This is a genomic window from Streptomyces sp. NPDC047315 (genome assembly GCF_040643215.1).
Taxonomy (GTDB): Bacteria; Actinomycetota; Actinomycetes; order Streptomycetales; family Streptomycetaceae; genus Streptomyces.
The window spans coordinates 45678-64626 of record NZ_JBEYTZ010000017.1; the positions used below are offsets into that span (position 1 = coordinate 45678).

18 protein-coding genes are annotated in these 18949 nt (G+C 72.2%); 13 read left to right on the forward strand and 5 right to left on the reverse strand.

All coding sequences use genetic code 11. The features are described 5' to 3' along the window. Nucleotides 1-113: 113 nt before the first annotated feature. Complete coding sequence (locus ABZ842_RS20580) at nucleotides 114-632, reverse strand: 2-oxo-4-hydroxy-4-carboxy-5-ureidoimidazoline decarboxylase (RefSeq protein WP_361538608.1); 519 nt, start codon at nucleotides 630-632, stop codon at nucleotides 114-116. A gap of 747 nt (nucleotides 633-1379) precedes the next feature. On the opposite strand from ABZ842_RS20580, the gene ABZ842_RS20585 reads away from it, so the two are divergent. The 3 genes from ABZ842_RS20585 (at nucleotide 1380) to ABZ842_RS20595 (ending at nucleotide 4998) form a co-directional block, all read left to right on the forward strand. Next, nucleotides 1380-2897: a glycoside hydrolase family 20 protein gene (locus ABZ842_RS20585; protein WP_361538610.1), complete on the forward strand. Its 1518-nt coding sequence runs from the start codon at nucleotides 1380-1382 to the stop codon at nucleotides 2895-2897. A 261-nt stretch (nucleotides 2898-3158) separates the two neighbouring features. Beyond that, on the forward strand, nucleotides 3159-4148 hold the full coding sequence (locus ABZ842_RS20590; RefSeq protein WP_361538399.1) for a DUF4328 domain-containing protein: 990 nt from the start codon (nucleotides 3159-3161) through the stop codon (nucleotides 4146-4148). Nucleotides 4149-4401: 253 nt separating this feature from the next. Then, the gene (locus ABZ842_RS20595) at nucleotides 4402-4998 is read left to right on the forward strand and encodes a hypothetical protein (protein WP_361538401.1); all 597 of its coding nucleotides are present in this window, start codon (nucleotides 4402-4404) and stop codon (nucleotides 4996-4998) included. Between the two features lie 14 nt (nucleotides 4999-5012). On the opposite strand, the gene ABZ842_RS20600 is transcribed toward ABZ842_RS20595, so the two are convergent. After that, the gene (locus ABZ842_RS20600; protein WP_361538403.1) at nucleotides 5013-5903 is read right to left on the reverse strand and encodes a LysR family transcriptional regulator; all 891 of its coding nucleotides are present in this window, start codon (nucleotides 5901-5903) and stop codon (nucleotides 5013-5015) included. Between the two features lie 382 nt (nucleotides 5904-6285). Here ABZ842_RS20600 and ABZ842_RS20605 point away from each other — a divergent pair, with 382 nt between their 5' ends. From ABZ842_RS20605 to ABZ842_RS20620, 4 genes are all read left to right on the forward strand, one after another. Then, a complete protein-coding gene (locus ABZ842_RS20605) occupies nucleotides 6286-6651 on the forward strand; it encodes an SH3 domain-containing protein (protein ID WP_361538405.1) in 366 nt (121 codons plus the stop codon). Nucleotides 6652-6893: 242 nt separating this feature from the next. Continuing rightward, the gene (locus ABZ842_RS20610) at nucleotides 6894-7556 is read left to right on the forward strand and encodes a DUF4232 domain-containing protein (RefSeq protein ID WP_361538407.1); all 663 of its coding nucleotides are present in this window, start codon (nucleotides 6894-6896) and stop codon (nucleotides 7554-7556) included. A 325-nt stretch (nucleotides 7557-7881) separates the two neighbouring features. Next, nucleotides 7882-8598 carry an RNA polymerase sigma factor gene (locus ABZ842_RS20615; protein ID WP_361538409.1) on the forward strand — a complete coding sequence of 239 codons (717 nt, stop codon included), beginning with the start codon at nucleotides 7882-7884 and terminating at the stop codon, nucleotides 8596-8598. Continuing rightward, entirely contained in the window at nucleotides 8598-9746 is a 1149-nt protein-coding gene (locus ABZ842_RS20620; protein WP_361538411.1) for a hypothetical protein, read from the forward strand. The genes ABZ842_RS20615 and ABZ842_RS20620 overlap by 1 nt, the downstream gene beginning before the upstream one ends. A gap of 235 nt (nucleotides 9747-9981) precedes the next feature. On the opposite strand, the gene ABZ842_RS20625 is transcribed toward ABZ842_RS20620, so the two are convergent. After that, nucleotides 9982-10902 (reverse strand): L,D-transpeptidase family protein, encoded by a 921-nt coding sequence (locus tag ABZ842_RS20625; RefSeq protein WP_361538413.1) that lies wholly within the window; start codon nucleotides 10900-10902, stop codon nucleotides 9982-9984. 232 nt (nucleotides 10903-11134) lie between these two features. Between ABZ842_RS20625 and ABZ842_RS20630 the strand changes: the two genes are divergently transcribed. Together ABZ842_RS20630 and leuE are read left to right on the forward strand one after the other, a co-directional pair. Next, nucleotides 11135-12727 (forward strand): methylmalonyl-CoA mutase family protein, encoded by a 1593-nt coding sequence (locus ABZ842_RS20630; RefSeq protein ID WP_361538415.1) that lies wholly within the window; start codon nucleotides 11135-11137, stop codon nucleotides 12725-12727. 114 nt (nucleotides 12728-12841) lie between these two features. After that, a complete protein-coding gene (gene leuE, locus ABZ842_RS20635; protein WP_361538417.1) occupies nucleotides 12842-13498 on the forward strand; it encodes a leucine efflux protein LeuE in 657 nt (218 codons plus the stop codon). Between the two features lie 57 nt (nucleotides 13499-13555). Here the strand turns inward: leuE and ABZ842_RS20640 are convergent, their stop codons facing one another. Further along, nucleotides 13556-14887: a glycosyltransferase 87 family protein gene (locus tag ABZ842_RS20640; RefSeq protein WP_361538419.1), complete on the reverse strand. Its 1332-nt coding sequence runs from the start codon at nucleotides 14885-14887 to the stop codon at nucleotides 13556-13558. Nucleotides 14888-15078: 191 nt separating this feature from the next. Here ABZ842_RS20640 and ABZ842_RS20645 point away from each other — a divergent pair, with 191 nt between their 5' ends. Both ABZ842_RS20645 and ABZ842_RS20650 read left to right on the forward strand, forming a co-directional pair. Next, entirely contained in the window at nucleotides 15079-15525 is a 447-nt protein-coding gene (locus tag ABZ842_RS20645; RefSeq protein WP_361538421.1) for a MarR family transcriptional regulator, read from the forward strand. Next, entirely contained in the window at nucleotides 15522-16472 is a 951-nt protein-coding gene (locus tag ABZ842_RS20650; protein ID WP_361538423.1) for an SDR family NAD(P)-dependent oxidoreductase, read from the forward strand. The genes ABZ842_RS20645 and ABZ842_RS20650 overlap by 4 nt, the downstream gene beginning before the upstream one ends. 20 nt (nucleotides 16473-16492) lie before the next feature. Here ABZ842_RS20650 and ABZ842_RS20655 read toward each other — a convergent pair whose 3' ends face one another. Further along, nucleotides 16493-16888: a nuclear transport factor 2 family protein gene (locus ABZ842_RS20655; RefSeq protein ID WP_361538612.1), complete on the reverse strand. Its 396-nt coding sequence runs from the start codon at nucleotides 16886-16888 to the stop codon at nucleotides 16493-16495. Between the two features lie 444 nt (nucleotides 16889-17332). Between ABZ842_RS20655 and ABZ842_RS20660 the strand changes: the two genes are divergently transcribed. Together ABZ842_RS20660 and ABZ842_RS20665 are read left to right on the forward strand one after the other, a co-directional pair. Continuing rightward, nucleotides 17333-18211: a M14 family zinc carboxypeptidase gene (locus ABZ842_RS20660; RefSeq protein ID WP_361538425.1), complete on the forward strand. Its 879-nt coding sequence runs from the start codon at nucleotides 17333-17335 to the stop codon at nucleotides 18209-18211. Nucleotides 18212-18260: 49 nt separating this feature from the next. Further along, complete coding sequence (locus ABZ842_RS20665; protein WP_361538427.1) at nucleotides 18261-18887, forward strand: helix-turn-helix domain-containing protein; 627 nt, start codon at nucleotides 18261-18263, stop codon at nucleotides 18885-18887. Nucleotides 18888-18949: the final 62 nt, after the last annotated feature.

Genomic DNA, 18949 nt, shown 5'->3' on the forward strand with positions numbered 1-18949 from the left:
CCGGTGTGATCAAACAGGCAAGCAAAGATCCACGGACGGGCTATTGCGACGACGGTCGCGGACGGCGGGACGCACCCGCTTTCATCGGGTATGAGGGGTGATGTCCTGGGGCTTCAGCGGGCGGTTCGGGCTCCGGGCCAGGGTGCCGGGGTGGCGGCCCGAGGGCCGGCGACGGTCTGTCGCAGCCGGGCGCGGGCCAGCAGTCGCAGCTGTTCGGCGGAGACGACGCGCTCCTCGTCCGGCTCGTGGTTCAGCCGCAGCCGGATGCCGGTGAGGATCTCGTCGACCCATTCGTGGGGCGCGTACGCGTCTAGGTGCAGGACGAAGGAGTGGCCGAACCGGCTCTCGTACGCGGCGTGGGCGGCGGCCAGTGCGGTGAGGACGTGGGTGCCCTGCGGCGCGTCGGGGTGCGGCCCGGCCGGGTACTCGTCGGCGAGGGCCTCGCTCAGATCGGCGGGGGCCAGGTCGTACCCGGCCTCGTCGGAGGCGGCGAGCAGGGAGCCGACGTCCGGGTACGGGCGGTGGGCGGCCACCCGCTCGGCCCAGCGGGCGCTGCCGCAGCACGCCAGCAGCGCGGCGAGGGCGTCCTCGTCGGACGCCGAGTTGAACAGGGTCAGCCCGGGGGGCTGCAGAGCGCCCGGGCCCTTGGGGCGCGGCGCGGCGGTCGGGCCGACCGGACTCGCCGTGGTCTGCGCGGGTAGCACCGGGTGCGACGGCCGGGCGGGGTGCGGGAGACCGGCGTCGGAATCGCTGGACAGCGTGGGCTCCTCACCACGAGAAGAAGGACAGAGCAGGGAAGGAGGGGAAGGGCGGGAAGGCGGGAAGGCGGGAAGCGGGAAGGGGGAAAGACAGAGGGGAGAACGGGACTGGCTGCTGGCTCATGGAGACGGCCGGGGCGGTCGGAAGGACCGGGAAGGCCGGAACGGCCCGTACACCCGGGACGGGTGGTGCGGCCGGGAAGGCTGTGAAGAGTGGGGCGAATGGGGCAACGCTATCCAGCTGTGCGAGTACCTGTCCGACGGATGCGCGATTTTCACCCGGACGGAAGAGTTTCCGCTCATCCGATAGACGACCTGGCCGGTTTCACGGATTTTGGGACGGTATGCAGTGGGCCGTGGGAGGCGGCCGGGAACAGGGGTCGAGGCCCAGGAGGTGGCCAGGTGAAGCGCATCGTAGAGGGCGCTGACGGCGCGGGCGCACTGGTTGATACGGGTGGCGCGGCCCGTGTCTACCGTACGGGTGACGGCGCAGGCGCGCGGACCGCCGCACGCGCGGGTGCGCGGGCGCCGGTCGTACGGCGCACCGCCCGGCGCGCCCCCGGGCGGGGCCGTCGCGGCGTCAGTCGCGGTGGGCTCGTCGGCCTCGCACTGGCGCTGGCCTTGACGGGGTGTTCGAACGGATCCGGCTCCGACGCCTCCGCCGACGCCCCCGCGTCGAGCACGGGCACCCCCTCGCCGACCGCGACGTACCCGCTGTCGACGGCGCCCGCGACGGTCCCCGCCGTGCGCGAGCACCGGGCCGCCCGCGGCCCCGGCTGGCGCCCCGGCCCGGACGCCGGGGTGGTCGTCGCCCGCGGCAGCGAGGCCCTGGCGGACGAGGGCAAGCTCGTCGCGGGGGAGCTCAAGGTCCCGTACCGCGGGGTGACCGCGGCCCGCACGGGCGATGTGGAACTGGTCCTCGAAGCCGACCAGGAGGGCGGACCCGAGTCGTACGCCGTGCGCACGGAGGGCGGTCGGGTGCGGATATCGGGCCCCGACGAGGCCGGTGTCTTCTACGGCACCCGCACCCTCAAGCAGGCCGTGCGCTCGGGCGGCGCGATGCCGGAGGGCACGGTGCAGGACGCGCCGGACCGCCCGCAGCGCGGGTTCATGCTGGACATCGCCCGCAAGGAGTTCAGCGTGGCGTGGATGGAGGACCGGCTGCGGGAGATGGCCGACCTCAAGCTCAACCAGTTCGGTCTGCACTTCTCCGACGACCAGGCGTTCCGCATCGAGTCCACGACCCACCCCGAGGTGGTCTCGGCCCAACACCTGACGAAGGACGAGGTGCGCCGCGTCCTGGCGCTGGCGAAGTCGCTGCACATCACCGTCATCCCCGAGATCGACTCGCCCGGCCACCTCGGCGCGGTCCTCGCGCACCACCCCGACCTCAAGCTGAAGGACGCGTCGGGGCGGGTGGTGCAGGGCGCGATCGACATCGGCAACCCCGCCTCCGCGCAACTCGTCGACGAACTCCTGCGGGAGTACGCGGATCTGTTCGACGGGCGGTACTGGAACGTCGGCGGTGACGAGTACACGGCCCTGACCTGGAAGGACCCTCAGGCGTCCTTCCCGGCCCTGGCGGAGTTGGCCCGTGAGGAGTACGGCCCGAAGGGGCGCGTGCAGGACCTCGCGACGACGTGGGTCAACGACCGCGCCGAACTCGTCCGCGGGCTCGGCCGCGTCCCCAAGGCGTGGAACGACGGCTTCTTCGCCGGCGGTCAGGTCAGCGTCGACAAGGACGTCGAGGTCGAGTACTGGACGGGCAAGGAGATCGGCGCCCGCGCACCTGAGGAGTACCTCGCCGAGGGCCGCAAGCTGGTGAACCTCAACGACGAGTACCTCTATTACGTGCTCGGCGAGCCCAACGAGTTCGTGTACCCGACCGGGCAGCGGATCTACGAGCAGTGGACCCCGCTGGTGGTGCGCGGCACCAAGCCGGTGCCGCAGAAGTACTCGGGCCAGATCCTGGGCGGGCGGTTCGCGGTCTGGGGCGACGTGGCCGGGGCGCAGACGCCGGACCAGATCGCCCGGGGGATCGCGCTGCCGCTGGCGGCGACGGCGCAGAAGGTGTGGGACCCGCGACAACCCGAGCGCAGCTGGGTCGACTTCGCGGCGCTGGCGCAGCGGGTGCGCTGAACGGCCGCGGACGCGACGGGCGCGACGGGCGCGACGGGCGCGGCGGGCGCGACGGGCGCGGCGGGCGCGGCGGTGCGGCGGACGGGGACGGGGGGCGGGGCGGCCCGCGCCCTGTCCGTATTCGTCTGGACTCCGGGTCCCGCGCCACGTATGTTCCGCAGGCGGTCGCGCACGGTGTGCGGCCGGTCTCCGCACGCTCCCCTGCGCCGGCCGCGCCGGGGGCGTGCTCTGTCGTGGTCTTCCCTGGGGGGTTCCTTCTCGATGAACGTGTGTTCCGTCTGCCGCGCCACGCCCGCGGTCACTCCGAACGGGCTGTGCGCGGGCTGCGCCGCGGCGCAGGGGGCGGTACCGCCGCCTCCGATGGCGCCGGGCCAGCCCGCGCCCGCCGGCTTCGGCGCGCCGCCGCCGTACCCCGCGGCCCCGGGCCCGTACCCGGGTGGACCCGGGCCGTACGCCGCGGGCCCGAACCCGAACCCGAATCCGTACCCGGCAGGTCCGACGCCCTACACCGCGGGTCCGACGCCTTACCCCGCCGCGCCGCCCGTCGGCATGCCGTACGCACCCGTGCCGCAGGCCGTCAAGGTGCCCGTGGGCCTGTCGTACGCCGTGATGGCCCTGCTCGGCGGCGTGATAGCGGCGGACCTCTTCTCCATCGGCGCCGCCGTGAACGTCAGCACCCTGATGTCCGACGTCGAGCAGTCGCCCTTCTCGGTCGGCGCGGACGAGTTGGACCGGGCCGACGGGTTCATGGCGCTGGCCGGCGTGCTCCAGGTCGTCGCCTACCTCGCCACCGCGGTCGTGTTCATCATCTGGTTCTTCAAGGCCCGCACCAACGCGGACGCCTTCGCGCCCGACCTGCCGCGCATGCAGCGGGGCTGGGCGATCGGCGGCTGGTTCATCCCGTTCGCCAACTTGGTGATCCCGCGCAAGGTCGCGGGCGACATCTGGGCGGCGAGCCGCCGCAACCCGTACAACGGCCACAAGGAACAGCCCGAGCGGCTGCTGAACTTCTGGTGGGCGTTCTGGGTCGTCTCCCTGGTCTTCGCCCGGCTGTCGGTCATGCGCTACGACAAGGCCGAGTCGCCGGAGGAGGTCGGCTCGGCGGCGTTCGGTCTGGTCTTCTCCGACCTCGTCGACATCGTCGCGGCGGTGCTGGCGATCCTGGTCGTCCGGGCGATCACCCGGATGCAGTCGGAGAAGGTGTCGCTGCCGTACCAGCCGCCCGCACCGCCGGCACCCGCCTTCCACTGAGGCGCGCGCCGGGGCCGGGCGTGGGCCCGCCCGGGGGTGTGCGGGCCCACACCGGCACCCGGGGGCTACCAGCGAACGGCGCAAGCCGCTTGCGAGCCATGTTCCGGGTGGCCCGAATGTAACAGAGCGATGGGGCACGTGTGTGCGATCCGCGGGGAAACGGTAAGGGGATCGTTCCCGTAGAACCATGGCGGACCGTGTGCGGGACGGGGTACTTTGCGCCGAACGTGACGTCGGCGATGGGAGGCGTCCGATGGCGTCGGAGCCCGCGGACCCCAAGGAAGAACCCCAGCTAGAACCCCAGCTGGAACTGGCAGAGCTGCTTGCCCTGTTCGCACGGGCGGACGAGCGAGCGCTCGCCGGGAGCGGGGTGGGCTGTCTGGAACGCTGCCTGCCGCTGCTCGGCGACGGCGACGGCGGTGCGGACGCGGCCGTGCTGCGCCCGCTGTGGACGGGCCTCGCGGACGGGGCCGCGCACTGGGCCGAACGGCTCGCGGAGACCCGGGACGCGCTCAAGGCCGCGTCTGACGACGGGCCGCGGCCCGCCGGAGCCGTACGGCACATGCTCGACACCGCCCCCGCGCAGTGGGCGGTGGACCCCTTGCGCACCTGGGCCGAGCAGAGCGCGCGGGCCGCGCTCGCCGCCCACGGCGACCACGAACCGCCCGGCTCGGGCGCGGCGGGCCCGCTGGTGGCGGGGGAGCTGCGGCGGCAGGTGCGGGTGCTGGAGATCCTGGTGGGGGAGGCGGACGGGCCGGGGCTGCGGCAGGTGCTGCACGTGTCGACGGAAGGACGCCGGGTCCTGGCCGCGGCGATCTCGCGCCGGGCGCGCGGCGCCGCGAGCGCCTGACGTCACCGGCACCGTCACTGGACGAGCGTGCCCAGGTCCCGTACCACCCGGGCGAGCGCCCGGACCGGCGCCGTCTCGGCGTCGGACTTCCACACCAGGCCCCACCTGAGCAGGTGGGAGTCGGTGATCGGGAGGTACGCGATGTCGGGGCGGGCGGCGTAGCGCGCCGCGTGGGCGCTGGTGATGTCGATGGCGTCGGACGTGGCCACGATCGTGGGCACCTCCTCGCAACTGGCGACGGAGTGGGCGCGTTCGATGGTGCGACCCGAAGGGGTCGTGAAGGGGCTGTACGCCGCCTCCCAGTAGGAGGGTTGGGGATCGCTGGGTCCGAACAGCCCGCGGTCGCCGAAGGCTTCCATGGACACCGTCTCGTCGTCGACGAGGGGGTGCGCCGCGCGCACCATCGCGACCATGGGTTCGGTGCAGATGACCGGACCGACGCTGAGGTCCGGCTCCTCGATCGGCAGCCAGGCGACGAGCACGTCGATGTCGCCCCGACGCAGCGAGTCGAAGGGGTGGACGAACGGGCTGTGCCGCACCTTCAGTTGCCACTGGGGGTGCCGGGAGCGGAACGACTCCCAGAACGGCGTGAGGTCGTACGCGTTCTCGCCGATCATCCCGACCCTGAGCACGTCGGTGCCGCCGCGCGCGGCGAGCGAGGCCCGGTCCAGGCTGCGCCGCAGCGCGTCCGGGATCGGCAGCAGGTCCTCCCGGAGCTGCTGACCGAGGGCGGTGAGCCGCACCGTGCGGCTGCTGCGTTCGAAGAGCTTCCCGCCGATGCTGCGCTCGTGTTTGGCGATCGACTGACTGACCGACGCCTGGGCGATGCGCAGCCGTTCGGCGGTGCGCCCGAAGTGCAGTTCGTCGGCCAAAGTCAGGAAAATCTCGATATCGCGCAACTGCATGGTACGGGTCTCTCCATCGATAGCTCACAGCGATCGCAATCATAGGAAGAACGCCCTTGATCAAGTGGCCGGCCTGCAAGCAAGCTGATTGCGCATTCGGTCTCCGGGGGAATTCCACGAGTGAGAGATGGATGCCGTGGATGGGGCGAATGTCGCTCGGCTGCATTACCGAAGCTGCGCATCGATCGGGGGAGATGCGCAGCTCACGGTAGGCGGAGCCCCTGGGGAGGGGGCCGGGGGAGGGGGTCGGTGGGGGGTTCGGTGGAGAATGCATGGACCAACTGGACCCGCATTCGAGACTGATGAAAGCATCGCAAGAGAAGTACCGCTTGAGAAGCACCACATGAGAAACAACGCACGTGTTCAACCGAAACGGGGACGCATGAAGAAGTCCAGGTTTGTCCGCAGGGCAGGCAGCGCGGCAGCTGTCGGTGCCATGGTGCTGACGGGGATCGTGGCGAGCGCGTCGAGCGCTTCCGCCGTGGGCTCCTCGGCCTGCACCGAGAACTTCAAGAACACCAAGGTCGCGATCAGCGACTCGGCGAACTTCCGCACCGGCCCGGGCAAGAGCTACACGTCCAAGGGCCTGGTGCACAAGGGCGACAACAAGTTCTACGCGTACTGCGAGCGCGGCAACTGGGTCTACGGGAAGGTCCTCAAGGGCCCCCACAAGGGCAAGAAGGGCTGGATCAGCTGGGACGTCATCGGCTGGCCGATGAACCCGCCGGGCCACATCCCCGGTCGCTGAACCGGTAGTCAGTGAGAGTCAGGGGCCGCACCCGTCGGGTGCGGCCCCTGACGCGTGCGCGGAGGGTGGCGGCGGCCGTTCCGGCGGTCAAGATCTGCCGCGTCACGGGTCCGTCCCGGTGGATGACGGGGCGGTACGGGCTGTCACAGGCGTGTCTTAGGCGGCGGCCCGGCGGAACGGTTGGTCGGCCCGCGGTGGTCGTGGTGGGCAGAAACGCCCGCTCCTACCTTGAGGAACAAACGATGCGCGCTCGCAAGCTCACCTTCGCCGCCCTCGCCGTCGCCGCCGGTCTCTCGCTCACCGCCTGCAACGACGAGGACGTCGCGGGCAAGGACACCTCGGTGAAGAGCGAGGCGCCCGCCGCGTCCGGAGGGTCCGCTTCGGGCGGCGGCTCGGGCTCCGGCGGCACGGAGCAGGGCGGCGGGAAGGACACGTCCGCGGCGAGCGGATCGGAGGGCGGGAAGGACGCGCCCGCCGGGATCGGCAAGTGCCGGACCGACGCCCTGGACATCAGCGCGGTGGACGGCACCGTCGGCGGCGACGACGAAGGCACGGTCGCGGTCACGTTCAGGAACGCCGGCGGCAAGGACTGCGCCCTGAACGGGTACGCGGGCGTCGACCTGAAGACCAGCGCGGGCGCGCTGTCCGCCGAGCGCAGCGGCCAGAAGTCCACGCCGATGACGCTCAAGGACGGCGAGTCGGTGACCTTCGGCGTCACGTACCCGCTGAACGAGTCGGGCGGCTCGGGCGTGAAGGTCTCCGCGATCGTGGTGACCCCGCCCGGCGAGACGAAGTCCTTCTCCCTGGAGTGGCCGGGCGCCGCGACCCTCCCGGTCACCGAAGGCGGCGGCACCCCCGTCAAGGTCGGCCCGATGGGCAGCGCGGGCCAGGGCGGCGCGAGCTGACCCGTACTGCGGGGGCAGTCCCCTCCGGAGCGCGAGCGCGGGACGACCGGGGTCGCCACCCCCCACAGGAGAGACCCCGGTCGTCGTCTGCGCGGGGCCGGTGCGCGGCCCCGTACTCCACTCTGCGCCGCGGGCGCGATTTGTGTCACAGGCAGGCCGAATCCCCTCCCTCCCACTTGGTTGCAAGTTGTACAAACCATGGACGCGGCCCCCCGGGACGACGTAGCGTTCTGGTCTCGTACGGGGCCAAGGGCAGAGCTGCGCAGTGCTGACCAGCTGCGAACCGGACAGTTACAAGTGCAGACAACAGGTACAGGTAGAGGTTGTGCTGGGGGACGACGCGGAGCTGACCGCCGCCGTGCTCGCGGCGCAGGACGGGGACGAGTGCGCGTTCCGTTCTGTGTACCGCGCGGTGCACCCGCGGTTGCTCGGCTATGTGCGGACGCTTGTCGGCGAGCCCGACGCCGAGGACGTGACGTCCGAGGCGTGGCTCCAGATCGCCCGCGACCTGGACCGCTTCAGCGGTGACGCCGACCGGTTCCGCGGCTGGGCCGCCCGGATCGCCCGCAACCGCGCGCTGGACCACCTGAGGATGCGGGGCCGTCGGCCCGCCGTCGGCGGCGACGAGTCGGAGCTGACCGGCAGGGCCGCCCCGTCCGACACCGCGGACGAGGCGATGGAGGCCCTGTCCACCGGCGATACGATGGCGCTCATCGCGCAACTGCCGCAGGACCAGGCGGAGGCGGTCGTGCTCAGGGTGGTCGTCGGCCTCGACGCCAAGAGCGCGGCCAAGACGCTCGGCAAACGGCCGGGCGCCGTGCGCACCGCCGCCCACCGCGGGCTGAAGAAGCTCGCCGAACTCCTGGGCGCCGACGCGGACGGCGTGGCCGCCGTGGACGACCCGGGCACCGCCCCCGAGCCCGTCCCGCAGCAGGCGGGGCCGGAGTTGGACGGGGTGCCACCGCAGCGCGGGCCCGGCACGGGTGCGACGGCATCCGCCGGTGTGACGCATTCACGGCTGCGGACGCAGAAGGACATGTGATGGCCGACGAGCGGTACGAGTGGCTCGACCAGGACACGGCGGAGCGCCTCTTGCGCGGGGAGCCGGTCGAGGCACTCGACGAACCCGCGCGTACCGAAGCCGTACGTCTGGACCGAGCGCTGCGCGCCGCCGTCCCCGTCGCCCCGTCGAGCGGACAGCCCGCCGAACCGTCCGGCGAGCTGCCCGGCGAGGCCGCCGCGCTCGCTGCCTTCCGCGCGGCGAGGACGCCGCCCGGGGCGAAGGAGGACGGCGGGCTCGGCGTCGTCCACATCGGCACCGCACCGCGGTCCCGACGCCGTCGTACGCGTCTGTCGTCGCCGTTCCGCTTCGGGGTGGTCGCGGCCGTCGCCGGGTTCGCCTTCGGTGGGGTCGCCGTGGCGTCCGGGGGTGACCTCCTGCCGTCCCCTTTCGGCAATGCGTCCTCCTCCGGCGGCAACGTCACCGCCGGTGCCACCTCCGATTCGCTGGTCGACCGGTCGTCCGACAAGCACTCCGGGTCGCCGTCCGGGGCGCCGCACCGGCCGCCGGGCACGACGGGGGCGCAGAGCGGCGCCCCCACGAGCCCGGGCGACGGGCTGAGCGCCGACGGCAAGCGGACGGATCGCGCCGCGGAACTCCACCTCAAGGTGCTGAACGCGTGTAGCCGCCACCGGGCCGGCACCATCGACGCGAAGGGCCGGAAGCTGCTGGCCGCCACCGCCAAGGGGCGGGACCGGGTCGACGCGTACTGCGCGGCGCGGCTCGCCGAGGCGCCCGGGGCCCACCCCGGCGTCGGCAACGGCAACGGCCGGGGCCGGCCCGGCGCCACCGCTCCCACCACCCCCGGCGGACCGGGCGCCGGCACCGCGAGCGGCAAGCCCAACCGAGGCACGGGCGAGCAGAGCGACCGCGGCAAGGGCAACGGCAAGGGCAACGGCAACAAGAAGAAGGACAAGAAGAAGGGCGAGAAGGGGAAGCCGGACCGGGGCGGCAAGGGCGACGGGGGCGAACGAGCGGGTCACGGCTCCCGCGGCCGGGACGACCGCCCCAGGGGACACCACCACGATCACGGCCGTGATCACGAGCGTGATCGGGACCGGGACGGAGACCGCGGCCGTGATCGCGATCAGGGCCGGGGCTCCGATCACCGCCTCGCACCACCGCGCTGACCTGCGCTTTTCCCAATCCTGCGACCTGGTGTGACGTTTCTGGAGGCTACGGCGCAGTAGAGAGTGAGCCGACTGGTCATCGGCGCGCGCCAGTAAAGCCGGGGTTCCCCCCGTACCTACGGCTGGGCGCACATGGCGCGGGCGGGACACGTTCCCCCGGTCCCGTCCGCGCCCCTTCCCTCACCCTGCCGCTTCCCGCACCACGTCGCCCCGCACCCCGCCGCCGGCGCCGTCCTCACCAGTGAACGACGACTTTGTCCCCGTTGCGGACCTGGTCGAAGAGCGCGGCGACCGCCTTCCTGTCCCGGACGTTCACACAGCCGTGCGACGCGCCCTTGTAGCCGTTGGCCGCGAAGTCCGCCGAGTAGTGCACCGCCTGGCCGCCGCTGAAGAACAGCGCGTACGGCATCGGGGTGTCGTACAGGGACGAGACGTGGTCCCGCGACTTCATGAACACGCTGAAGACGCCCTCGCGCGTCGGGGTGTACTGCGAGCCGAAGCGGACGTCCATCGTCGACTTCACCGCGCCGTCCACCACCCACGACAGCGTGCGGGACGTCTTGCTGATGCACATCACCCGGCCGTTCAGACAGCGCGGGTCCAACTCCACCTTCGGCTTGTTGACCGCCTTGCCCTCCAGCTCCGCCCGCGTCGGCTCCTTCGTCATCGCGAGCAGCCGCTGCCAGGTGACCGTGTCCGTCTTCCCCGTCACCGGCAGCCCGCGCTTGCCCTGGAAGCCGCGCACCGCGGTGGCCGTGACGGGGCCGTACGTCCCCGTCGGGGCGTCGTCGAACCAGCCGATCTGGGCCAGCCGCGCCTGGAGCTTGCGCACCCGATTGCCCCCGTCGCCCTGTGCCATCAGCACTTCCGCGGGCGGCGCGCTGCTGCTCTCCGCGTCCTCCGGCCGCTCCGACTCCGTCGCGGACGGCGTGGGAGACGGCGTCCGGGAAGGGGTGGGCGTGGGCGACGGGGTCGGCGCAGCGGACGGCGTCGAGGCTCCGCTCGGCGCCGTGGCGCCGCCGTCCGGTTTGCCGTCGGACGGGTCGGACGCGCGGTCCGCGGCCTGCGCGGAACATCCGGCGGTCACCGCGACCACGACGGCCGCGGCGAGGGTCCTCCGTATGAAGGGCTTCCGTACGAGCGTCTTGCCGGGCATGATCGTCCCCCCTTGTCGGCCTCTGTCAGCCGCTGTCGTCCTGTGTGGGCCTGCGTGGGCCTGTGCCTGCCCGTGTCGGCTTGCGTCCTTTGCCCGTGCATCGAGCGATGCACAGTTAGATGCATTCCCGCGCTGCCCGGTTGCCCATTCGCGAGCATGATGGGAAAGGCGTTGCGAAATCGACACCTGCAACGCCTGCAACGGCCCCCGGCACCCCTGGAGGGAGGCGGCCATGGCGGCGGCGCGCGAGTCCGAGTCGGGGCTGCCCATCGAGCCGGTGTACGGACCCGAGGCGCTGGCGGGCTGGGACCCGGCGGAGCGGCTGGGCGCCCCCGGCGCGTACCCCTTCACCCGGGGCGTGTACCCGACCATGTACACCGGCCGCCCCTGGACGATGCGGCAGTACGCCGGCTTCGGCACCGCCGCCGAGTCCAACGCCCGCTACCGACAGCTGATCGCGGACGGCACCACCGGCCTGTCCGTCGCCTTCGACCTGCCGACCCAGATGGGCCACGACTCGGACGCCCCGATCGCCCACGGCGAGGTCGGCCGGGTCGGCGTCGCGATCGACGCGGTCGACGACGTGCGGGTGCTGTTCGACGGGATTCCGCTGGACCGGGTCTCCACCTCGATGACGATCAACGCGCCGGCCGCGCTGCTGCTCCTGCTGTACCAGCTCGTCGGCGAGGAGCAAGGGGCGCTCGGACCCCGTCTGAACGGCACGGTCCAGAACGACGTGCTGAAGGAGTACGTCGCCCGCGGCACGTACATCTTCCCGCCCGGACCCTCGCTGCGACTGGTCGCCGACACCTTCGCGTACTGCCGGCGCGAACTGCCGCGCTGGAACCCCATCTCGATCTCCGGCTACCACATGGCGGAGGCCGGGGCGTCGCCCGCACAGGAGGTCGCGTTCACGATCGCGAACGGTGTGGAGTACGTCCGCACCGCCGTTGCGGCCGGCCTGGACGTCGACGACTTCGGGCCCCGGCTGTCCTTCTTCTTCGTCGCCCGCACCACGCTCCTGGAGGAGATCGCGAAGTTCCGGGCCGCGCGCCGCATCTGGGCGCGGGTGATGCGGGACGACTTCGGGGCCCGCAACCCCAAGGCGCAGATGCTGCGCTTCCACACCCAGACCGCGGGCGTCCAGCTCACCGCGCAGCAGCCCGAGGTGAACCTGGTACGGGTCGCGGTCCAGGGGCTCGCGGCCGTGCTCGGCGGCACCCAGTCCCTGCACACCAACTCCTTCGACGAGGCCATCGCCCTGCCGTCGGACAAGGCGGCGCGGCTGGCGCTGCGGACCCAGCAGGTGCTCGCGTACGAGACGGACGTGACCGCCACGGTCGACCCCTTCGCCGGTTCGTACGCGGTCGAGCGGCTGACGGACGCGCTGGAGGAGGAGGTGGTGGCGCTGCTGGCCCGGATCGAGGACCTGGGCGGCGCGGTGGGCGCGATCGAGCAGGGCTTCCAGAAGTACGAGATCGAGCAGAACGCGTACCGCATCGCGCGGGAGACGGACGCGGGCGAGCGGGTCGTGGTCGGCGTCAACCGCTTCGTACGGGACGAGAGCGGGGAGCCGCCGTACGAGCCGCTGCGGGTGGACCCGGCGATCGAGGTCCGCCAGGGCGAACGCCTGGCGCGGCTGCGCGCGGAGCGGGACGGCGCGGCGGTGGCGGCGGCGCTGGACGCGCTGCGCGCGGCGGCGGGCGGCGAGGACAACGTGCTGTACCCGATGAAGGACGCGCTGCGGGCGCGGGCGACGGTGGGCGAGGCGTGCGACGCGCTGCGGGAGGTGTGGGGCACGTACGTCCCCTCGACGTCGCTGTGAAGTACCCCTGGTCACAGCCCCTGGCCATGGCCGGGCGCCCTTGCCGCAGTGTTCTTGGTCACGGCGTTCTCGGCCACGGCGGGAGTGTCGGACCCGTGTGCGAGACTCCGACGCATGATGGGCGTCACCGATCTCCCGACGTACCTGGCGGGGCTTGTCCTGATCATCTTGCTGCCGGGGCCGAACTCGTTGTACGTGCTCTCCGTCGCCGCGCGACGGGGCGTGCGCACGGGCTATCGCGCCGCCGCGGGCGTCTGGGCCGGTGACACGGTGCTGATGGTGCTCTCCGCCGCGGGCGTGGCGTCCCTGTTGAAGACGAACGACCTGCTGTTCGGCATCGTGAAGTTCGCCGGCGCCGGCTATCTGACCTGGCTGGCGATCGGCATGCTGCGCGCGGCCTGGGGGATGTGGCGCAGCCGCCGCGAGACCGTGCTGGCCGAGGCCACCGCGTCCGCGGAGCCGGAGGCGACGGAGCGGCCGTTCCGCCGCGCCTTCGTGATCAGCCTGTTGAACCCCAAGGCGATCCTCTTCTTCATCGCCTTCTTCGTGCAGTTCGTCGATCCCGCGTACGCGTACCCGGCGCTCTCCTTCGTGGTGCTCGGGGCCTTCGCGCAGCTCGCCAGCGTGCTCTATCTGTCGCTGCTGATATTCACCGGCACCCACCTCGCGTCCGCGTTCCGCCGCCGCAAGCGGCTGTCGGCGGGGGCGACGTCGGCGGCCGGCGCGCTGTTCCTCGGCTTCGCGGTGAAGCTGTCGCTCAGCAGCGCTTGAGGTGGCGCGCGGCAGCCCGAGGGGCAGCGGGCCATCGGGGCGTCCGTCCCTGACGCGTCACGGTCCTTCCGTATCGAGCGCAGCGGAGGCCGCGCGCCCGTCGACCGGGCCCGACCGGCGTTCCTCCGCTGTCGCTGCCGCCCCGGTGCCGCCCGTCCCCGTACCCGCCGTGGCGATCGCGACCAACGTCAGCAGTGCGCACACCGCGTACACCCAGCCCACCACGGCGAGCTGCGTCGGGGCCGGGGCGCCGGCCGGTAGTGCGGCCTCGACGTGGTTCAGCTGCGGCACGACCCGGCCGGCCGTCGCGATCGCCCAGGCCGCGAAGGCGGCCAGCCGTTGCGTCCGGCCGCGCCCCGGCCCGTACAGCAGCCAGATCATCGCCGGTACGCACCACACCCAGTGGTGGCTCCAGGAGATGGGGACCAGCAGCAGCCCCGTGAGCTGTACGGCGACCAGCGCGCCCAGCAGGTCGGCGCGGCGGGCGGCGACCCAGGCGGCATATCCGGCGAGCGCGGCGACGACGAGTGCGGCGAGCAGCCACGGCGCTTCGAAGCCGACGTCGTGCCCGAGGGCCCGGCCGACGGCGCCCCGCAGCGACTGGTTGCGCACGGAGACGACCGGGCCGACCCGCTCCGGCTCGACGACCAGCGAACGCCAGTAGCGCACGGACTCCCGCGGCGCGACGGACCACCCCAGCGCGAGGGTGCCGACGAAGACGACGCACGCGGCGACAGCGGCCTTCCACTGCCGGGTCAGCAGCAGATGGACCCCGCTGACCGCGGGCGTCAGCTTCACCCCGGCGGCCACACCCACCGCCGCACCGACGGCACCGGCTTCCTTGGCCGCGGCGAGCCCCCACAGCACGAGGGCCGTCAGGACGAGGTTGACCTGGCCGAGGTCGAGGGTGTGCCGTACGGGTTCCAGCCACAGGCAGCCGGCGACCCACAGCATCACCCGGTCCCGCCCCAGCCCCCGGTGTCCCATGCCCGCCGTTTCGGGCAGCAGCCGGCCGGCGCAGACGACGATCACCGTCAGCGCGCCCAGGGAGAGCAGGTGCCAGCCGACGACGGCGACCGGCCACGGCACGTACGACAGCGGCAGGAACACCACGGCGGCGAACGGGGGGTACGTGAACGGCAGCCCGCTCGGCGCCAGTCGGAAGTCGTACAGCCGGCCGGAGAGGACCTGCGGCGACGCCTCCCAGTACACCCGCAGGTCGAACGGGTCGGGCGGGGCGACGGCCAGCACGACCGCGTGCGCCGCGAGCGACAGCAGGAGCAGCCAACGGGCGTGGTCGAGGGCCCGGCGCCGGACGGCGGCGAGCACGTCGGACGGCTTGACGGCGGGGGCGCTGCGATGGATCGGGCCGGTGGGGCGGGTCGCCATGCTCGTGGTCCTACCGCATCCGGTGGGCGGGGGCGGCGGATGCGCGGCAGCGCCCGCCGCGGACACCCCAATGGCAGAGCGCCCCTTCGCCCGATCCGTCGCCCGATCCGTCGCTCCGTGGATTCAGCCACGTGCACGGAAACACATTCTTGGAAGTTCCAATGATGGGAAAGTCCATGTACATTCTGTTCATGGACGACGACACCCGCGTGGACCGGGAACTGATCGACTACCTCTTCGCCCTGCGCGACCAGGTCCAGGGCGAGCTGAAACGCCTGCTCCGCGACCTGGAGCTGACCGACGCGCAGGCCGACGCGCTGTGGCGGCTCAACGGCGAGCGGGAGATGACCGCGCGGCAGCTCGCCGACCGGCTGAACTGCGACGCCTCCACCGCGACGTCGATGGTCGACCGCCTGGAGAAGCACGGCCTGGTCCGCCGCATCCCCCACCCCACCGACCGCCGCGCGAAGCTCCTCCAGCTCACCCCGGAGGGCTGCGCCCTGCGCGACCGGGTCATCCGGCACGCCGTCGAGCGCTCGCCGTTCGCCCGTCTCGACGACGACGGCCGGCTGCGGCTGCACGCGCTGCTGCGGCAGGCGGCGGGGGACGCCCGACCCGGTGCGGGAGGTGCGTCGTGACCCGTAGGACCGCCGTCGTCACCGGAGCCGCGGGCGGCCTCGGTCTGGTGACCGCGCGTCATCTGGCTCGGGCGGGCTACGACGTCGTACTCGTCGGCCGCGACGCGTCCCGCACCGCAGCGGCGGCCGACGCCCTGAGCGACGTCGGCGCCCCAGGTGAGCTCGGCGCCCCGAGTGAGCTCAGCGCCCTGAGCGACCTCGGCGCGCACGCCGTCCGGCCCCGGGCGTACGCGGCCGACCTTTCCCTGCGCTCCGAAGTCCGCGACCTGGCGGCGGCGCTGGCGACGGACCTCGCGGCCGACGCCGCCCGCGTCGACGTGCTCGTCAACAACGCGGGGGCGGCCTTCGCCCGCTACGGCGAGACCCCGGACGGCGCCGAACGCACCCACGCCGTCAACCACCACGCGCCGTTCCTGCTCACCCACGCCCTCCTCGCGGCGGACGCCTTCGCCGCGGACGCCCGGGTCGTCAACCTCTCCACGTTCGTGGAGAAGCGCGGTCGTCTCGACGCGAGCGCTCCGGACGTCCTGGGCGCGTCATGGCGCGACCGCTTCTACTCCCAACTCCACGTCTACGGCACCAGCAAACTGCTCGCCCTGCTGGCGACCGCGGAGCTGGCCCGTCGGCTGCCCGCCGGCATGCGCGCGTACAACGCCAACCCGGGCATGGTGAAGGGCACCGGCATGAACACCAACGCCGGCGGCCTGATGCGACTCACCGCCCCGCTGTTCCGCCCGTTCTCCACCACCCCGGAGCAGGGCGTGCAAACCGCCCTCCGGCTCGCCACCGCCACCCCGGCCCCGGAGCCCAGCGGCGGCTTCTTCACCGACTCCCGACCGTCGACGCCTTCGGCACCGGCCCGGTCGCCGCAGCTCGCCCGCGCCGTCTACGAACGGACGGCGTCCCTCCTGGACGTCGAGCCCCTTCCGATTCCGGCCCGGTCGTAGCCGCTCCCGACCCGTGCGCCCTACGCGTCGAACGCCTGGGCGACGGCGAGGCTGTCCTCGTACACGTGGTGCCGGGTGACCAGGCCGTTCTCGACGGTGAGGTGGAGTGCGAACCGGGCGCTGTAGGCGCGGCCGGTGGAGCGGGCGGTCTGGCGGATCTCGCCGAGCACGACCGCGTCGTCCCCGTCGACGAGGATCCGCTCGACCGCGGTCGCGGCGCGCTCGGGCACGTGGTGCTCGGCGAGGGCGCGGTAGTGCGCGGCGGCGTCGGCGTGGGTGGAGCGGCGCCGGATCCACGGGGTGGCGGCGCGGCCGTGCTCCGCATCGGGCCAGCTCAGCTTCCAGTCGCCCTGCTCGGCGTACAGCTGCGCGATGCGCTCCGGGTCGCCCTCGCCGATCCGGCGCAGCAGCTCCATCACGACATCGCGGGTGGACGTCGCGGCCGTTCCCCCAGAATGCGTCGACACGTCAACTCTCCGATCCGTACTGCTCGGTTCTGCGCGTCCGACGGTCGGCGCGGCGTGCTCGCCATCCTCGCCAGCCGCCCCGACCTGCGCCATTACCTCCCGGGTAAGCACCCGCGTCCACGCCCGTTCCCATGCCCTCGCCCACGGCCTTGACCTCGATAACGCCATTATGCAGATAATGACGTTATCGAACTAGGCTCTATTGGGCGAAGGGTGGACCGGGGCATGGGCAAGGCGTTAACGAGTCGACGTACGTTTCTGCGCACCGCTGGATCGATGGGGGTGGCCGGTGCCGCCGGCGCCTTTGCCGCGGGTCCCGCGCACGGCGCCGTGGCGTCCGCCGGACTTCCCGGGATCTCCGTTCCACCGGATTGGGAAGCGGCGCTCCCGCCCATGCGCCGATTCCCCACCTACGACGAACTGCACCGTACGGTCAGGGCGGTCGCCCGAGCCCATCCCGCGCGGGTCGAGTTGAGCGAGGTGGGCAAATCCAGGGGCGGCCGGGACATCTTCCTGGCCTCTGTCGGGAAGGGCCGGAAGAACGTCCTGGTGCTCGGCGGACCGCATGCGAACGAGCCCACGGGATTCCTCACGGTCATCCATCTCGCGCACCTCGCGGCGAAGCATCCGGAGTTCGCCGAAGGGCTCGACGTGACGTGGCATTTCGTTCCCTGCATGGATCCGGACGCCATGCGCCTCGGCGAAGGCTGGTACGGCGCGCCGCGCACCATCCGCAACTATTACGGACGCTTCTACCGCCCCGCCTTCGTCCACCAACCGGAATGGTCGTTCCCCGTCGACGGCGGATTCGACCGCCCGCTCCCCGAGACGCGCGCGCTGATGTCGATCATCGACGACCTGCGCCCGAACCTCGTCTACACCCTGCACAGCGCGGACTTCACGGGCCACCAGTTCATGGTCACCGACGCCGTGCCCGAGCTGGTGTCCGGCGTCGAGCACGCCATGGCGCGGCGCGGGCTCCCCGTCCACACCGCCCCGTCGGACGGTGGCACCCCGACCGTCGGCCGCACGGCGACCGTCGCCGAGTACTACCAACTCCTCTCGATGAGGTTCACCCTTTCCCTCCGGACCGGCGGCATGCTCCTGCAACTGCTGGAGGGCGCCGGGGCGAATGGCGAAAATGCGGTGCGGAATTGGTTCGACTTCCGGTGTGCGCAGATGCGGCACCATTTCCCCGGCCGCGCCCTCGATCTGCGTGAACTGACCGCCTTGCAGATGGAAGTCGGTCTCGCTGCTGCGCGCTGCCTGTGACGGGTACGATGCTCCGCACGTACGCCGTTCGAACCTCGGGGATCACATCATGCGTCGCAGTCGCGCGGAGCAAAAGGAAGTCAACCGCCGTGCCCTTATCGCCTCGGCGCGGCACCTCATAGCGACTCAAGGGACGAACGTGCCCGTGGACGCCATTGCGGAAGCGGCCGATCTGACCACCGGCGCCATTTACTCAATTTTCGGCAGTAAGCGCGACTTGTTCCTCGCGATCGTCGAGGAGGGAATTCTGGCGGACGCCGAAGGAATCGACGCCCTTACCCAGAGCGTCGGCCGGAGCGCTCCACTGCGCGACGCCCTCGAAGCGTACGCCCGCCGCGCCGCGTCCCACGTCGACGACGCGTTCCACGAGGAGACCCGACTGGAGGTGCTGATGACGCTGCTCTGCCTGGACGACGAGGTCTTCCGCGCGCAGTGCCTGCACCTCCAGCAGACCCAACGGTCCGCAGTCGTCACCCTGCTGACGGATCGCCCCGTCTCCGCCGCCTCCCCCCTGCGCCGCGTCACCCCCACCGAGGCCGAGACGATCGCCACCGCCCTCCTGGCCGTCATGAGCGGCTTCCTGCTGCGGGGCGTCCTGGACGACCACACGCACCTGGACGCCATGGTCCGCGCGTGCGCCGCGCTCACCGGCCTGGTGGGCGACGACGAGGCGTAGACGGCGAACAACTGACAACTTGTGATCATGTTGTGACTAGTGGTGCACAACAATGTCTCAAT

What these genes read in the sequence shown, in the direction of transcription:
- ABZ842_RS20645 (WP_361538421.1), top strand. Translation starts at nt 15,079, where the DNA reads ATGGACGACGACACCCGCGTGGACCGGGAACTGATCGACTACCTCTTC.
- ABZ842_RS20590 (WP_361538399.1), top strand. Translation starts at nt 3,159, where the DNA reads ATGAACGTGTGTTCCGTCTGCCGCGCCACGCCCGCGGTCACTCCGAAC.
- ABZ842_RS20620 (WP_361538411.1), top strand. Translation starts at nt 8,598, where the DNA reads ATGGCCGACGAGCGGTACGAGTGGCTCGACCAGGACACGGCGGAGCGC.
- ABZ842_RS20640 (WP_361538419.1), bottom strand. Translation starts at nt 14,887, where the DNA reads ATGGCGACCCGCCCCACCGGCCCGATCCATCGCAGCGCCCCCGCCGTC.
- leuE (WP_361538417.1), top strand. Translation starts at nt 12,842, where the DNA reads ATGATGGGCGTCACCGATCTCCCGACGTACCTGGCGGGGCTTGTCCTG.
- ABZ842_RS20665 (WP_361538427.1), top strand. Translation starts at nt 18,261, where the DNA reads ATGCGTCGCAGTCGCGCGGAGCAAAAGGAAGTCAACCGCCGTGCCCTT.
- ABZ842_RS20625 (WP_361538413.1), bottom strand. Translation starts at nt 10,902, where the DNA reads ATGCCCGGCAAGACGCTCGTACGGAAGCCCTTCATACGGAGGACCCTC.
- ABZ842_RS20610 (WP_361538407.1), top strand. Translation starts at nt 6,894, where the DNA reads ATGCGCGCTCGCAAGCTCACCTTCGCCGCCCTCGCCGTCGCCGCCGGT.
- ABZ842_RS20630 (WP_361538415.1), top strand. Translation starts at nt 11,135, where the DNA reads ATGGCGGCGGCGCGCGAGTCCGAGTCGGGGCTGCCCATCGAGCCGGTG.
- ABZ842_RS20655 (WP_361538612.1), bottom strand. Translation starts at nt 16,888, where the DNA reads ATGGAGCTGCTGCGCCGGATCGGCGAGGGCGACCCGGAGCGCATCGCG.
- ABZ842_RS20660 (WP_361538425.1), top strand. Translation starts at nt 17,333, where the DNA reads ATGCGCCGATTCCCCACCTACGACGAACTGCACCGTACGGTCAGGGCG.
- ABZ842_RS20605 (WP_361538405.1), top strand. Translation starts at nt 6,286, where the DNA reads ATGAAGAAGTCCAGGTTTGTCCGCAGGGCAGGCAGCGCGGCAGCTGTC.
- ABZ842_RS20600 (WP_361538403.1), bottom strand. Translation starts at nt 5,903, where the DNA reads ATGCAGTTGCGCGATATCGAGATTTTCCTGACTTTGGCCGACGAACTG.
- ABZ842_RS20595 (WP_361538401.1), top strand. Translation starts at nt 4,402, where the DNA reads ATGGCGTCGGAGCCCGCGGACCCCAAGGAAGAACCCCAGCTAGAACCC.